Origin of the sequence: Ensifer sp. WSM1721 (genome assembly GCF_000513895.2) — a bacterium.
Classification (GTDB): Bacteria; Pseudomonadota; Alphaproteobacteria; order Rhizobiales; family Rhizobiaceae; genus Sinorhizobium.
Genome location: NZ_CP165782.1, coordinates 88,815 through 103,026, shown reverse-complemented (window position 1 = coordinate 103,026; position 14,212 = coordinate 88,815). Strand labels below are relative to the sequence as shown.

Here is a 14,212-nt window from a genome sequence, read left to right as displayed (position 1 = left end):
GACCGGCGGCGGTCGGCTGTGAACAGAAACGGCGACTTGAAGTGCGCCGTTTCCATGAGAGCTTGGCCGCGCAGGTTAAGGATCAGCCTTCCAGCCAACGCACCTCTTCCGGTGTAAGCGTAACCTGAATGGCAGAGAGGCTGTCTTCCAGTTCCGCCACGGTGCGCGGGCCGATAAGCGGGATCACCGGGAATGGCTGGGCGATGACATAGGCGAGCGCGATATGGATCGGGCTGCAGCCGCGCCTCCTGGCGAGTTCGATTGCGCGGTCTCGGCGTTGGAAATTGGGCTCGGAATACCAGACGCGGACGAGCTCTTCATCGTCATGCTTGTCGCGCCCCGCCCTTTCGGTGAAAAAGCCTCTCCCTTGGCTCGACCAGGCGAAGTTCGGTATCTGGCGCGTCATCAGCCAATCTTTCCAGCGATCGTCCGACGCCGCGACGCAGCCGGGCCAGATGGGATCGAGCATTTGCGCCAGCGAGAAGTTGTTGGAAAGAGCGGCCGGTGCCGCCTTGCCGTTTTTCTCCGCATAGACGATCGCCTCGTCCATGCGTTCGCGTGTCCAGTTGGATCCGCCGAAAATGCCCCGGATGCGCCCGCGCCGGACCTCGGCGTCCATGGCGTCGACGAATTCGCCGACGGGGACGTCCGGATTGTCGCGGTGCATGAAATAGACATCGACATAATCCGTCTTCATTCGCTCGAGCGACTGATCCAATTGTTTGGCGATCACATCCGGATAGCAGAGCGGCGAATGCGCGCCCTTGCCGATCAGGACGATGTCTTCGCGGTTGAGCTTGCGGCTCGTATGCCAGTCGCCGAAGATGCTCTCGGCCTTGCCGCGCTCGTAGATGAAGGCGGTATCGAACAGGTTTCCGCCTGCCTCGTAGAACGCATCGAGCGTCAGCGAGGCGGAGGCGAAATTGGGGAAGAACTCGAAGCCGAGCGCAACCGTGGACGCTGGCTTCGCCAGGCCGGGAACCTGCCGTTTGGGTACGTTCTTCCCGGCGACGACCGCCGCGCCCGCGATGTTGACGGTCCGCCTGGCGGCCGTCTCGATTGCGAATTCAAGACCGACGGACGCGCGCCAGAGATCGAGAACACGCAGATTGGCGCAGGTCTCTTCGGCATTCATGCCGGGGAAGGTGAACTCGGTGCGGCCGGCACGGATCGCCTCGCCCACCGCATCGACCTCGAACGAATAGAGATGGCGTTTTTCCTCCACCTCTACCGCCTGCTGACCGTCGCCCTTGATGATCTCGATGCTGCCCATCCCGCCCTGTTTGCCGGAGGCGAACCAGAAGTCCTTCACCTCGATTCGGCCTTTGGAACCGATGATGCGCAGCACGTTGTCCTGCTCAGCCATGATCGAGCAGGACACCTCCGCGATGATGTCGTTGGGGAATTTGAGGACCGCCGACGCCCACTCGTCGACGCCGGACGGTCCCAGCCGAGCAGCGCCAGACACCGTCAGCGGCTCAAGGAAAGGCTTTTTCTCGGCAGCACCGGCGAGCATGCACACCATCGAGACGGGGTAACCGCCGACATCGAGAATGCCGCCGCCGGCGAGATCATTGGCAAAGAGGCGGTGCTCCGGGCGATAAACGCCCATGTCGAAGCCGAAACTCGAGCGGATGATCCGCACTTCGCCGATCGTCCCATCCCGCACCAGTTCGACGAGACGGGCTGTCTGCGGATGGAATCTGTACATATAGGCTTCGCCGGCGAAGACGCCGGCCTTCGTCGCCTCGTGGAAGATCGATCGTGCATCGAAGGCGGAAAGCGCCAGCGGCTTCTCGACCAGCACATGCTTGCCGGCGTGCACCGCCTTGATCGCCCATTCGGCATGGCCGGTGTGTGGCGTAGCGATATAAACCGCATCGATATCCGCATCAGCGAGCAGCGCGTCGTAACCCTTGACGATGCGCGCCCCCGGAAAGCCTTCGCCGAGGCCAGGCTTGTCCGGGTTGCGGGTGGCGACGGCCACCAGGCACCCGGTAGCGGAATGGGCAATGCCTTCGGCGAATGTCCGCGCGATGGTGCCGGGGCCGATGATACCCCAACGGATCCGCTGTACTGAGTTCATGCAATATCCTTTCGATCAGTCCCGGGATTGGTCATGCTGAGGGACAGGTCGGCAGCGCCGCCACTGCCTGCGGGAAGGTCATTTCGGGCGATAGAACGAAGCGTGCGGGAATGGAATTGCCCAAATCGAGGAGTGCCAACATCTAAAGCACATCGAAACCTCCTCCCTTTTCCGATTGTGGTTCTTCAGCGAACATGGGCAGATTATCGCCGGGCGAAAATCTGTCTCGTGCAAAGGGAACGTGGAGTTGTCGGAAAGTAAGATTGTCGAAAGAGCGGTCTACCAGCCCAGCGCCTGCAGCATCGAGGGCATGCCTACGCAGCTGCATTTCTTCCACGCCCACCCCGCGATCATGCTGCGCCCGCATTGGCATGCGCAGGTCGAAGTGAATTACGTGGTGCGCGGCTCGGTGCATTACCGCATGGCCGGCCATGATCTCAGGCTCGACGCCGGACAGATGTGTCTCTTCTGGGGTGGGCAGCCCCACAGGATGGACGAGTCCTCCGATGATTCCCTCTATGCGGGCGCCCATCTGCCGTTGGTGCATTTCTTCCGCATGCGGCTGCCGCCGGCGATATCGGCAATGCTTATGGGCGGCGCCACGATGCTGACATCCGAAACCGATTGTGCCGACGACCAGAACTTTCCGCGATGGCGCAGCTGGGCCAATTCCGGAGATGAGGTGAAGGCCCGGCACGCCGTGGAAGAGCTGCTGCTGCGCGTTGAACGAATGTTCCTGGAGCCTTACACGATCATTGCGTCGGGCAAGGAAGGCAATGCCGGAGCTGCCTCGGCTTCGCCTTCGCCCGCCGTCGAGCGCATGTGCGATTTCATCGCTGCCAATTTTCTCGAGGAGATCGATGCGGTCGAGATCGCCGCCGCCGCCGGATTGCATCCGAAATACGCCATGAATCTGTTTCGCAAGTCGACGGGCATGACGCTGATCAAGTACGTGACCCTGCTGCGCCTTTCGCGGGCGCAAGCCATGCTGATGAACGGCAATGACAGCATTCTACAGGTGGCGCTCGATAGCGGCTTCGGTTCGGTGAGCGCCTTCAACAAGGCTTTCCGGCAGATCGCCGGCATGCCGCCTTCGGATTTCCGCCGCGACGTCCGCGCCGCGGCGGCTGCAAGTCCTTAAATCGTACCCGATTTGTGACCGGCGCTCCTACAGCGCCGTGCGTCTTTTCAGACGCATAAAGGACGCTGTAGCACTTTGAATTGCTGCATGTTTTGTCCCTAAATCGGGTACGATTTAAGGAAACATGCAGTAGAGGAAAACTTCAGTGCAGCCCGAACAGATTGAGCAGCTCCTCGCGGTGTCGGACAAACTCGCGCGCGCTACGGTCACGCGGACGGGGCAGGTCGATCTCGATCAGCCGCGGCTCGCCGCCCTTTTCGCGCGGCAGGATCAGAATGCGGTCGGCCAGATAGATCGCCTCCTCGAGGTCATGGGTGACGAGAACGGTCGTCACGTCCTCGTCGCGCCAGATCCGTGCGAGCTCCTGCTGCATGCTGATCTTGGTCATGGCGTCGAGCGCGCCAAGCGGTTCGTCGAGCAACAATATCTCGGGCTGCACGACGAGAGCTCGGGCAATGCCGACGCGTTGCGCCATGCCGCCTGAAAGCTGGCGCGGATAGGCGTTCTCGAACTGCTGCAGGCCGACAAGCTGAACATAGCGTCGCGCCCGGGCCTTCGCCTCCCCGCGACGGACGCCACGTGTTTCCAGGCCGAAGGCAACGTTGTCGATCACCGTCAACCAGGGGAGGAGCCGGGGCTCCTGGAAGATGACGGCGCGCTCTGCGCCGACACCTCTGACGGCCTTTCCGTCTATCAGGACCTCTCCGGCATCGGCCTCGTCCAGGCCGGCCAGAACCCGCAGCAGGGTTGTCTTGCCCGAACCGCTGGCGCCGACAATCGCCAGGCTTTCGCCGGAGCGAATTTGCAGATTAACGTCTTTCAATACGGGCAAGCGTCTGCCATTCAGGGTGAAGGACTTGGAGAGATGACGGATGGTCACCTCTCCACGGCGGATTTCCGGCGCAAAGCTCATCGCGGTTCCTCAGTTGCTCGCCGAAGCGCCATCGGTGAACAGGATGTCCTTGGCCGCCAACTGCCCCTCCTTCAGCTTGCCCTCGCGGACGAGCACGTCGATCCAGAACTGGATGTCTCGCTCGACCGCGCGGCCGCCGGCACGAACGCCATAGCCGCGGAAATACTGAGCGATATCCGGATTTTCGCCGCGCTCCTTCAACGCCTTGGCCAAGAGCTGCTTGGTTTCCTCCGGATGCTCGCGCGCATAGTCGAGAGCGCGCGCCGATTGTTCGACAAAGGTTTTGGCGGCTTCCGGGTGCGCCTTCACGAAATCCCGTCGCAGTACGACGAAGCCGCCGGCGATTTCGCCGAGGACGTCGGTGTCATCGAAGATCGCGCGCAAGCCACCATTTTTCCTGGCGGCCCCCTCGAAGGTCGTCTGCCAATAACCGAAGGCCGCGATGTCGACCTGGCCGGAGCGGAGAACCTGCTCGAGCTGCGGGCCGGGTACGACGACCTGATTGGCGGCATCCGGCGGCAGTCCAACCGAATGCAGCGCTTCCCGAATGGTGTAGTCGAGATGCGCACCGAGCGTGTTGACCGCCACGCTCTTGCCGGCGATGTCCTTGATTTCCTTGATGGGACTGTCTTCCAAAACATAGAAGATCGACTGGACCTCGTCATTGATGCCGTTCGAAGGATAGGCTGCGACGAAATCGTTGCCGCTGATGATTGAGTTCAATACGGCGGAGGTCGCGGCGCTGCCGATTTCGACGTCGCCCGAGGCGAGCGCGATCAGCGAGGCCGGGCCGCCCGTCGCATAGCCAACATTCTCGAAGCTGATGCCGGTGCCGTCGAAATAGCCGAGTTCGGCGGCAAGCTCATGCGCAGAGAGACCGCCCTGGCTCGCCAGGTAGCGGAGCTTGACGGCATCCGCCGCCACGGCAGCGCCGGTGAGACCGAGGAAGAGAGCTGCGGACAGCAGCAGCTTGCGGGAATGGAAGGTCATGTCGTTATCCTTTCAAGGGAGAAGCCGGGAGAAGCATGTCAGAGGCTGGGCTGAGACCAGCGGCAGAGTTTGCGTTGAAGAAGAACGAGCACGGCGTTGGCGGCGAGTCCAAGCAACGCGAGCAGCAGGATCGCGGCGAACATCAGCGGGATCTGGAAGTTGTATTGGGCGTTCATGACCTGGAAGCCGATACCCTTGTTCGCGCCGATCATCTCGGCCGCGATCAGGAGCAGCAGCGCCGTCGTGGCAGAGAGACGCAGACCGACAAAGATCGCCGGCACCGACGCGGGCAGCACCACGCGACGGAAGGTCGTGAGCCGGCCGGCGCCGTAGGTACGCGCCATCTCGATGAGCTTGGTATCGACCTCTTTGACGCCACCGATCGTCGACAACAAGGTCGGGAAGAGCGTGGCCCAGAAGATCACGAAGACTTTGGAGGTCTCCCCGAGACCGAGCAGCAGGATGAAGACCGGATAGAGCGCCAGAGCAGACGTCTGCCGGAAGAATTGCAGCAGCGGGTCAAGCGCCTGCTCGATGGCCTTGACCTGTCCCATGAAGAGGCCGAGGGGAATGCCGATCGCGACGGCCGATGCGAATGCAATGCCCGAGCGCTGCAGGCTTATCGCGATATCGTCCAGTAGCGCGCCGCTGGCAATACCGTCCCACAAGGCGGCCAAGATCACGTCGAGTGACGGAAAGACCGCCGGATTAACCCAGCCTTGGCTGCTCGATACCTGCCACAGGACGAGAAAACTTAGAACCAGGCCATAGCGGGACAGAAACGGACCGATCAGCGCGCGCAGACGTGGCGCCATGACCAGACCTGTCCGCCCTGGGCTTGCAAGCCTGAAATTCGTTGTCAGCGGTGAGTTGACGTTTTCGAGGGTCATGGTCGCTCCTCACTCGGCGGCCTGGACGGCCGAGCGCGCGGCTGTCCAGCGGTTGACGGGGAAAGGGAGGCCGAGATTTTCCCTGAGCGTCCTGCCCTCATATGCCGTGCGGAACAGACCGCGCCGCTGAAGTTCCGGGACTACCAGATCGACAAAGTCGTCGAGCGCGGTCGGAAGCCACGGCGGCAAGATGTTGAAGCCGTCGGCGGCTTCGTTTTCGAACCACTCCTGTAGCGTGTCGGCGATCTTCTCGGCCGTGCCGACGATCGTGTAATGGCCACGGGCGGAAGCGACCCACTGATAGAGCTGCCTGATGGTGAAGTTGTTCTCGTCCGCGATCTGGCGGATAAGCGCCTGCCGGCTCTTCATCCCTTCCGTGGGCGGCGCAGGCGGCAGCGGTCCGTCGACATCGTAGCCGCGCAGGTCGAGCGTGCCGCCGGTCAGACCGTTCAAAAGGCCGATGCCGTCCTCCTCGACGATCAACGAGGTTAGGCGCTCGTACTTCTCGCGTGCCTCGGCTTCCGTCCGCCCGACGAAAGGAGAGACGCCGGGCATGACGAGAATATGGCCCGGATTGCGGCCGAGGCCGCGGGCGCGCGCCTTGATGTCGCGGTAAAACTCCTGGGCGGTTTCAAGGTGTTGATGCGCAGTGAAGATGACCTCGGCGGTGGCGGCCGCAAGCCCGCGTCCATCCTCGGACTGGCCGGCCTGGATGATGACCGGATAGCCCTGCGGCGAGCGTGAGACATTGAGCGGGCCGCGCACCTGGAAGTGCTCGCCGCGATGATCGCTTTCGTGCAGCTTCTGCGGATCGTAGAAGACGCCGCTTTCCTTGTTGCGAATGAAAGCGTCGTCTTCGAAGCTGTCCCAGAGCTTCTTAACGACTTCGACATGTTCGGCGGCGCGACGATAGCGTGCCGCATGAGGAAGCTGCGTGTCGCGATTGAAGTTCTGCGCCGTCAGGTCGCCTGTCGTGGTGACGACGTTCCAGCCGGCACGGCCGCCGGAGATCAAATCGAGGGAAGCGAACTTGCGTGCCGTCGTGTAGGGCTCTTCATAAGTCGTCGACGACGTCGCGATAAAGCCGAGATGGGTGGTGAAGGGCGCGAGAGCCGAAAACAGCGTCACCGGCTCGAATCCGGCGACGCGGGCATTGCCGCCCTCACGCGCACCGCCAAAGCCGACCGCCAGATTGTCTGCGAGGAAATAAGCGTCGAAAAGACCACGTTCGGCCGTCTGGGCCAGACGCTTGTGAAACTCGAAACTTGTCGCGCCATCGGCGGGCTGGTCTGGATGCCGCCATGCCGCAATGTGTTGCCCGCCACCGGGGAGAAATGCTCCAAGCCTGATCTTGCGTGTCATTTCAATTCCTTCCCTGTTCAATTGATCGAAGCAAGCGCTACCCTTCAGATTGCTGAGACGAGCGGCCGCCACCCTCCTTCCGCCGCGGCCGCGGGCCTCGCTAGCACCGGAAAGAACGCCTCCAATTCATCCACTGCCTGGACGATCCGCTGACGCAGCGATTCCGCGGCAATGCGGGAGTCGGAAAAGTCACGATCGGAAGCATAGATCGCGGTCGGCAGCGTATGGGCCATGAAGAACCCGAAGAGCGGTCGGAGCTGGTGCTCGACCATTAAGGCGTGCCGATCTCCGCCACCGGTTGCGGTGACGACGATCGGCTTGCCGCGCAATGCCAGCGGTTCGATCAGGTCGATCAGGTGCTTGAACAGGCCCGGATAGCTGCCTTTGTAGGTCGGCGATCCGACGACCAGGACATTGGCGGCGATGATGTCTTCTATGAGCTGGCGTCCGTTGGGATCGAGGTCCGCAAAGCGCTGGGCCTGGCCCAGAAAAGGACCGGCATCGTGAAGATCGTAGATGCGACGGCGAAATCCGTAGCGTTCAGACGCGAGCGCCGAAACCTCCTCGACCAATGTTCGAGATTTGGAGGGTCGGCTATAGCTTCCGGCAAGACCGACAAGTTTAAGGGGGGGCATTGTTTCTCCTTCGGCAAGCGGAATGGCACGCCAGCGCTGATCGGCGAGGCTTAATATATATTATCTACTGTTTTTGTCAGCTAAAGGAAAATTCGGGTCGCTCGGCCAAGAGTAGGGAAAAAGTTTGCCTCCCGAGAGCGCTACTATAACGTTAACGCGTCAGGCGTCGTACTCTTCGATCGGAGCCGAAGGGTATTTGGGCAACCGGATAAAATGAGGAGCTGCCATGAAGCCGCGTGTTTCCGTACTGACCATCGGGGTCGCCGACCTCGAACAATCCCTCGCCTTCTATCGCGACGGTTTGCAACTGCCAACGGAAGGGATCATCGGCCGCGAGTTCGAGCATGGCGCCGTCGCATTCTTCACGTTGGCTGGCGGGCTAAAGCTCGCGATCTGGGCGCAGGACGACCTCGCCCACGACACCGGCCTACCGAAAACGCCGATCAGCTCCACCTCATTCACGATCGGGCATAACGTTATGCGCCGGACAGAAGTTGATGAGGTAATGGATCAAGCAGCTCGCGCTGGAGCCGAGATCATCAAGCCCGCTCAGGACACGTTCTATGGCGGTTATGCCGGATATTTCCGCGACCCGAACGGACACCTGTGGGAGGTTGTCTGGAACCCAGCCAACTTACCGGCTGACAGTCTCGGATGAGCATCTGGCGTCAGCGAGCGAGCAAGCCGTTGATCTTGCCGTCGCAGGGCTTCCGACAGCAGAAACCGACACGCGCAGGAGCGGCGCATCAGAGCGCAACGCTCTTACAGGTGCCGATAAACGGGATCCTTTTTGCCCCTAACCCTCTCCTAAATCGTCTGAAAAGTATGGATGCAGATTTCAGCGCACCCAGCAAAGTTACCTTTTTTGCCACGCTATTTGCCCCGACGGAATTTTGTATGAGCTAAATCAACGGTCACAACAGTCGGGGAAACAGCCATTCGGCTTGCTTCCGCCGAACGGAATAATGGCGGACTTTCCGAATGTTCAGTAAGCAGCATGATCGGTGATGGCCTGGACCATCTCGTCAATGTCCCGATCGTGGATTTCGTGCCCTCCCCCTTCGACCCGGTGCAACCGTACATTTCGGATGACTTTGGTGAAGGCCTCCCCGTGCTCGATAGGAAACAGCGGATCGGCGGTGCCGTGGATCACAAGAACCGGCATTTTGATATCGGATGCCTGCAGCCTTGCAGACTCCTCCTCACTCACCAGCGCGAAATGGTTCGTGGCGCTGGCAAATGACGGCGCCCGGGCCATGTCGCGGGCGATCAACGCGCTTGCAGCATCGGCATCGTGTGGATGCCTGATGCCGGCGAGCATGGCCGTATCGCGACGCAGGAAATCGGCGATGGCTCCAATGTCAGACCAGTCGATCCTCTCGGCCGCCATAGAGTGCTCCCGATAGGCCTTGGTCGAGGACGGTAAGCCCTCGACCGCGAGCGGCGACGTGCTGATCAGCGTGAGCGTCCGCACACGCTGGGGATGGCGCAATGCGGCCTCCTGCGCGATGAAGCCGCCCATCGACATGCCGGCTAGATGCGCCGTTTCCAAGACGTAGCTGTCTAGAATACCTATGGCATCGTCGGCCAAGTCGCTAAACGAGTAACCGGGCTCGCCTTGCGGATAGTGCGTGGAAAGGCCGGTGTCGCGTTGGTCGTATCGGATCACGTAGCGTTCTTGAGCGGCTAGTTCTTCACAGAACCTGTCCGGCCACCACAACATCGAAGACATCATCCCCATGATCAGCAACAAGGGTGGGCTGGAGGGGTCGCCGAAAGCTTGAGTCTGCAGCGCCGCGCCCCCGATCTCAACAATCTTATCGGTGACGAGCAATGATCCGGTCTGCGCCATTGACTGATCCTTCCGATTGCAAATTGAAACCAGATTCTTCTTGCATATCCGCTCCTGTTATGCAACCAGTTTCCTGAGAGAATAGGGACCGCAGCGACGATTCCAGTCATGGCTGCAATAGGAGCATGGAGGGTGCAGGTACCTGCCCGCGACCGGGAGCCCAGCGTTCGGGCAGTTGCTGGAAGGGGCGGGCCAAAGTTATGGGGAACAGGTCATGGGCGAACTGCGCGTCCTGCACCTTACAGCTTCGCCGACGAGCAAATTTTCGGTGCTGCAAAAACTGACCAAGGCTTACCAGGCCACGGTAGAAACGGAAGAGGGACGAACTCCATCCGTAGCCAAGCACAAAACGGGGTGATTCTCATGGCGGTGCAGTGTGCTGATTTTTACGACGCAGAGTTGTCACTGCACAACCGGCATTTACGGGCCGCTGCCAGTGTCGGAATGCGCGACCGAGTGCTCGATATCGGTTGCGGTGCAGGCCAAACCACCCGTGAAGCCGCCTGCATCGCGGTGGAAGGAGACGTGGTCGGTGTGGATACTTCTGCCGAGATGCTTGAGATTGCGCGGCGTCGTTGCGTAGATGCAGGGCTTCGGAATGTCGCCTTTGAACTGGGCGACGCACAACACCACAACTTTCCGGCTGCCAGCTTTGATCTATGCATTAGCCGGTTCGGAGTAATGTTCTTTGCTGATCCGGCGGCGGCATTTGCCAATATCGCCCGAGCGATGCGCCCAGGCGCGCGTCTTGCGTGGATGGTGTGGCAGAGCCAGGAGCGCAATGCGTGGTCTGGTGCCATTAGGCAGGCGTTGGCTCCGGGGCGCGCGATTTCAGAGAATGCCGGCAAGGCGTTTTCACTTAGCGATCCCGCCATCGCCACAGAACTTCTCAGCACTGCCGGCTTCGCCTCAATCGACTTTGTCGAGGTGCAAGAGCCGGTCTTCTACGGGCCGGATGTTGATGCCGCTTTTGATGCTCTCACCGGCCTCTATCTGGTGAAGGACGCGCTTGCGCGCTCCGATGAACCACCGGAGCAGCCACAGCAGCGGCTGCGTGATTTGCTGGACGCGCACATGACTGCCGAAGGTGTGTTTTTCGACTCGCGTGCATGGATCGTCAGCGCTGTGCGGGCGACTGATTAATCGGGTCGGCAGTGCAGTGAGCAGCAATGGAAAATGGCGCACCCGAAGAGATTCGAACTCCTGACCCCCAGATTCGTAGTCTGGTGCTCTATCCAGCTGAGCTACGGGTGCTTGCCTAGAAAGCGGCGACCACCGCTTGCGTGGCGATCCTCTAAAGGGTCCTTCCGGCGATTGCAAGCGCCTTTCGGCAAAAAATTTCATTTTTGCGACGAGGGTGGACCAAGGCCGGAGTTGCCGGCCCCCGGGGGCGAAGCGACGGAAGATCAGGGGCGCCCCTTCGCGCGGAAGGCGTCAAGCCGCACCGGACGATCAGGGAGCTCGATGCGGAACAGCGTGCCGGGCGTGGGCTTTTCCACAAGCGCGATCGTGCCGCCATGGGCAAGCACCAGTTCGCGGGCGATCGCGAGTCCGAGGCCCGTACCGCCCGAGCGCGCCGAGCCGCGGAAGGCGGCGAAGAGGTTTTCGCGCGCCTTTGCCGGCATGCCGGGACCGGTATCATCGATCGAAATCGTCACCACGCTTCCGGTGCGCACCGCCGAGACGGTAACCCTCCTGGCGCGACCGTCTTCCGGCTCGTGATTGATCAGTGCTTCGACCGCGTTGCGGCAGATATTATGGACGATGCGGAACAGCTGCTCGCCGTCCGCATCGACCTCGACATCGTCGCGGATCTGGATATCGAAATCGATGCCGCTCTGGCGATCGACCGCCAGGAGTTCGGCTACATCCTCGACGAGGGGCTTGAGCGCGACGAAGCGGCGGCGCGGCTCGGCCTCGGCGGTGCGCCCGTACGAGAGAACTTCGCGCGTATAGCCGACGGCGCGGTCGATGGTTCTAAGCAACGTCGGCGCGAAGCGCTTGACCACGGGATCGTCGACATCGGCGAGCCGGTCGGAAATGAGCTGCGCCGAGGAAAGAATGTTGCGCATGTCGTGGTTGATCTTGGAGACGGCAAGGCCGAGCTCGGCAAGGCTCTTCTGTTGCTTCAGGGTCTTCTGCAGCTCGCGCTGCATGCTGGCGAGATGCTGGCCGGCGACCGCCAGCTCGTCGCCGCCCTCCGGCGGCACGAGGATGCGTTCGGGACTAGACGGCTCGTCGGAAAACTCCTGCATGCTGGTCGTCAGACGCCGGATCGGCACGATCAGCATGCGATTGATGGCAAGGAAGATCAGCGCCGCGGTAATGAGCGAGATGACGATCGACAGCAGGAAGACGTTGCGCGAATAGACGAGCATGGCCTTGCGCAGGGTCGCATCCTTCATCACCAGTTCGATGGTCGCGTCGCCCTCGCCGAGCGGGCCGTAGACGCGCACCACCCGATTGCCGCCGAAGAGGAGCGTATCGAAGGCGTCGCGGATCGCACCGAGCGCCGTGAAGTTGGCGATGTCGTATTCGCCGTCGATCGCGGGCGGCATGTCGACGGTGGCAATCATCCGCGAGGCATCCTTGCGGCGAATGACGATGGCCTTGGTCCCGGTCGCCATCAAGGTTTCGCGCTGCACGGCGCGCGGAAGCTCGATGTTCTGCAGCCCGTCGACGACGACGGCGGCGGCGGCGACCGTGTTCAGCCGATCCTGCAGCCAGCGGATGCGCATATTGGCGACGGAGGGCACGAAGATCAGCACCTCCGCCAGCATGACGAAGGTGATGGTCAGCAACAGGAGCTTGCCGGAGAGCCCGCGAAGAAAGCCGACTGCCGCTCGTGGTGCCGCATTCGGGTTGGCCGGACGCGCGTCTTCTACCATAACTTTTACAACATTCCCTGCCGTCAGCCGAAATAGCGCAGGACCCGGATCGCGGACCGCAAGAGGCGATTTCGTGCCACAGGCGAATAATAGGAGATCGCCGCCTGTTTTCCAATCTCGGCGAGCGTCGGATACGGTGCAACATAGTTGTGGAAGTGCTTCAATGTCAGCCGGTTGGCAACGGCGAAGGCCCAGATGGCGATCATCTCTCCTGCGCCGGCGCCGGCGATACCGGCTCCAAGAATCCGCCCTCGCCGGCCGACCACGACCTTGATCAACCCGCGGCCGAGCCCATCGGTACGGGCGCGATCGTTCCCGGAATAATCCCAACGGACGACCTCGATCCCGGCGAATCCGTCGCGTGCCTGCCGCTCGCCCAGGCCGACCTCTGCCAGTTCCGGATCCGTGAAGATCACGCGCGGAACGACATCAAATTTCTCGCGCGCGGGTAGACGAAAGAGGATCTGCTGCAGCACCAGCCGCGCATGGTAGCTTGCCTGATGGGTGAACTGGCCGCCTGCCGCGTCGCCGACCACGTAGACGCGGCGATTGCTCGTCCTCATATCGGCTCCGACCTCTATGTGCTTGGCGTCGTGGCGAATGCCGGCGAGATCGAGATCGAGCGATGAGTGATTGGCCGCGCGACCGGCGGCAATGAGCAGATCGCTTCCGTCGATCTGGAAGGCTCCGTTGCCATTTTCACAAAGCAAGCGGATGCCGCCGTCCGTCTTCCCGATCGAGCGGATCGTCGTGCGTTCATGGAGAACGATGCCCTCCGCGGCGATAGCCTCGAGCACAATCGCCGCCAGTTCCGGATCGACTTGCGACAGGGCGGCCGCATTCTCCACGATCGTGACGCGGGCGCCGAGCCGGCGATGGGCGAGCGCCATTTCGAGGCCGACCGCCCCGGCACCGATCACGACGAGGTGCTGCGGCAAGTGCTTCAGCTCGAAGAGCGTCTCATTGGTGAGAAATGGCGTCTCCGCCAGCCCCGGGATCGGGGGAACGGCGGGAGATGATCCTGTCGCGATCACGAAGCGGCGCGCGCGGATGAGGCGGTCACCGGCGGTCACCGTGCGCTCGTCGATGAAGCGGGCCTTTTCTTCGATCACCTCAACGCCGAGGCGGGTGAAGCGCTCGACCGAATCATGCGGCGCGAGGCCCGCGATGACGGAACGGATGCGTGCCTGCAGCCGCTCATGGTCGACGCCCGGCTCGGAGGCGGTGATGCCGAACTCTGCGGCCCCGCGGATTGCCTCCGCATGCTTCGCCGACGCGATCAGTGCCTTCGATGGCACGCAGCCATAGTTCAGGCAGTCCCCGCCCATCCGGCCATGCTCGACAAGAACGACCGGTACGCCGAAGGCGGCGGCGCCTGCGGCCACGGAGAGACCGGCCGCGCCGCCGCCGATCACGCAGATATCGGGAGTGAGTATCTTCGCCACGCCGCACGCC

At 61.8% G+C, this 14,212-nt stretch carries 13 protein-coding genes and 1 tRNA gene; 4 read left to right on the top strand and 10 right to left on the bottom strand.

The annotated features are described in order from the left end of the window. Window positions 1-82: 82 nt before the first annotated feature. Entirely contained in the window at window positions 83-2,086 is a 2,004-nt protein-coding gene (locus tag M728_RS00470; protein WP_026619637.1) for an aldo/keto reductase, read from the bottom strand. 241 nt (window positions 2,087-2,327) lie between these two features. Between M728_RS00470 and M728_RS00465 the strand changes: the two genes are divergently transcribed. Further along, entirely contained in the window at window positions 2,328-3,227 is a 900-nt protein-coding gene (locus M728_RS00465; protein WP_026619636.1) for a helix-turn-helix domain-containing protein, read from the top strand. A 142-nt stretch (window positions 3,228-3,369) separates the two neighbouring features. Here the strand turns inward: M728_RS00465 and M728_RS00460 are convergent, their stop codons facing one another. The 5 genes from M728_RS00460 to msuE all read right to left on the bottom strand — a co-directional run bounded on the left by M728_RS00460 (window position 3,370) and on the right by msuE (window position 8,017). Then, complete coding sequence (locus M728_RS00460; protein WP_026619635.1) at window positions 3,370-4,140, bottom strand: ABC transporter ATP-binding protein; 771 nt, start codon at window positions 4,138-4,140, stop codon at window positions 3,370-3,372. 9 nt (window positions 4,141-4,149) lie between these two features. Further along, complete coding sequence (locus tag M728_RS00455) at window positions 4,150-5,130, bottom strand: ABC transporter substrate-binding protein (protein ID WP_026619634.1); 981 nt, start codon at window positions 5,128-5,130, stop codon at window positions 4,150-4,152. Between the two features lie 38 nt (window positions 5,131-5,168). Further along, the gene (locus tag M728_RS00450) at window positions 5,169-5,945 is read right to left on the bottom strand and encodes an ABC transporter permease (RefSeq protein WP_370906480.1); all 777 of its coding nucleotides are present in this window, start codon (window positions 5,943-5,945) and stop codon (window positions 5,169-5,171) included. Window positions 5,946-6,029: 84 nt separating this feature from the next. After that, window positions 6,030-7,382: an LLM class flavin-dependent oxidoreductase gene (locus M728_RS00445; RefSeq protein WP_026619632.1), complete on the bottom strand. Its 1,353-nt coding sequence runs from the start codon at window positions 7,380-7,382 to the stop codon at window positions 6,030-6,032. A gap of 44 nt (window positions 7,383-7,426) precedes the next feature. Next, window positions 7,427-8,017 carry an FMN reductase gene (gene msuE / locus M728_RS00440; protein WP_026619631.1) on the bottom strand — a complete coding sequence of 197 codons (591 nt, stop codon included), beginning with the start codon at window positions 8,015-8,017 and terminating at the stop codon, window positions 7,427-7,429. A gap of 226 nt (window positions 8,018-8,243) precedes the next feature. Between msuE and M728_RS00435 the strand changes: the two genes are divergently transcribed. Next, entirely contained in the window at window positions 8,244-8,675 is a 432-nt protein-coding gene (locus M728_RS00435) for a VOC family protein (protein WP_026619630.1), read from the top strand. A 327-nt stretch (window positions 8,676-9,002) separates the two neighbouring features. Here the strand turns inward: M728_RS00435 and M728_RS00430 are convergent, their stop codons facing one another. After that, complete coding sequence (locus M728_RS00430; RefSeq protein WP_026619628.1) at window positions 9,003-9,869, bottom strand: alpha/beta fold hydrolase; 867 nt, start codon at window positions 9,867-9,869, stop codon at window positions 9,003-9,005. Window positions 9,870-10,083: 214 nt separating this feature from the next. Here M728_RS00430 and M728_RS00425 point away from each other — a divergent pair, with 214 nt between their 5' ends. Further along, window positions 10,084-10,227, top strand: a complete 144-nt coding sequence (locus M728_RS00425) for a hypothetical protein (RefSeq protein WP_156943364.1) — start codon at window positions 10,084-10,086, stop codon at window positions 10,225-10,227. Window positions 10,228-10,232: 5 nt separating this feature from the next. Continuing rightward, window positions 10,233-11,012, top strand: coding sequence for a class I SAM-dependent methyltransferase (locus M728_RS00420; RefSeq protein WP_026619627.1), 780 nt, complete (start codon window positions 10,233-10,235; stop codon window positions 11,010-11,012). 34 nt (window positions 11,013-11,046) lie between these two features. Here M728_RS00420 and M728_RS00415 read toward each other — a convergent pair. From M728_RS00415 to M728_RS00405, 3 genes are all read right to left on the bottom strand, one after another. Beyond that, a tRNA-Arg gene (locus M728_RS00415) sits at window positions 11,047-11,123 on the bottom strand. A 152-nt stretch (window positions 11,124-11,275) separates the two neighbouring features. After that, entirely contained in the window at window positions 11,276-12,757 is a 1,482-nt protein-coding gene (locus M728_RS00410) for a HAMP domain-containing sensor histidine kinase (RefSeq protein ID WP_156943363.1), read from the bottom strand. Between the two features lie 23 nt (window positions 12,758-12,780). After that, a complete protein-coding gene (locus M728_RS00405; RefSeq protein WP_026619625.1) occupies window positions 12,781-14,202 on the bottom strand; it encodes an NAD(P)/FAD-dependent oxidoreductase in 1,422 nt (473 codons plus the stop codon). Window positions 14,203-14,212: the final 10 nt, after the last annotated feature.

Excerpts from the sequence above, each read along its gene's own strand:
- M728_RS00470 (WP_026619637.1), bottom strand. The coding sequence starts at position 2,086 with ATGAACTCAGTACAGCGGATCCGTTGGGGTATCATCGGCCCCGGCACC.
- M728_RS00460 (WP_026619635.1), bottom strand. The coding sequence starts at position 4,140 with ATGAGCTTTGCGCCGGAAATCCGCCGTGGAGAGGTGACCATCCGTCAT.
- M728_RS00455 (WP_026619634.1), bottom strand. The coding sequence starts at position 5,130 with ATGACCTTCCATTCCCGCAAGCTGCTGCTGTCCGCAGCTCTCTTCCTC.
- M728_RS00450 (WP_370906480.1), bottom strand. The coding sequence starts at position 5,945 with ATGGCGCCACGTCTGCGCGCGCTGATCGGTCCGTTTCTGTCCCGCTAT.
- M728_RS00445 (WP_026619632.1), bottom strand. The coding sequence starts at position 7,382 with ATGACACGCAAGATCAGGCTTGGAGCATTTCTCCCCGGTGGCGGGCAA.
- msuE (WP_026619631.1), bottom strand. The coding sequence starts at position 8,017 with ATGCCCCCCCTTAAACTTGTCGGTCTTGCCGGAAGCTATAGCCGACCC.
- M728_RS00435 (WP_026619630.1), top strand. The coding sequence starts at position 8,244 with ATGAAGCCGCGTGTTTCCGTACTGACCATCGGGGTCGCCGACCTCGAA.
- M728_RS00430 (WP_026619628.1), bottom strand. The coding sequence starts at position 9,869 with ATGGCGCAGACCGGATCATTGCTCGTCACCGATAAGATTGTTGAGATC.
- M728_RS00425 (WP_156943364.1), top strand. The coding sequence starts at position 10,084 with ATGGGCGAACTGCGCGTCCTGCACCTTACAGCTTCGCCGACGAGCAAA.
- M728_RS00420 (WP_026619627.1), top strand. The coding sequence starts at position 10,233 with ATGGCGGTGCAGTGTGCTGATTTTTACGACGCAGAGTTGTCACTGCAC.
- M728_RS00410 (WP_156943363.1), bottom strand. The coding sequence starts at position 12,757 with ATGGTAGAAGACGCGCGTCCGGCCAACCCGAATGCGGCACCACGAGCG.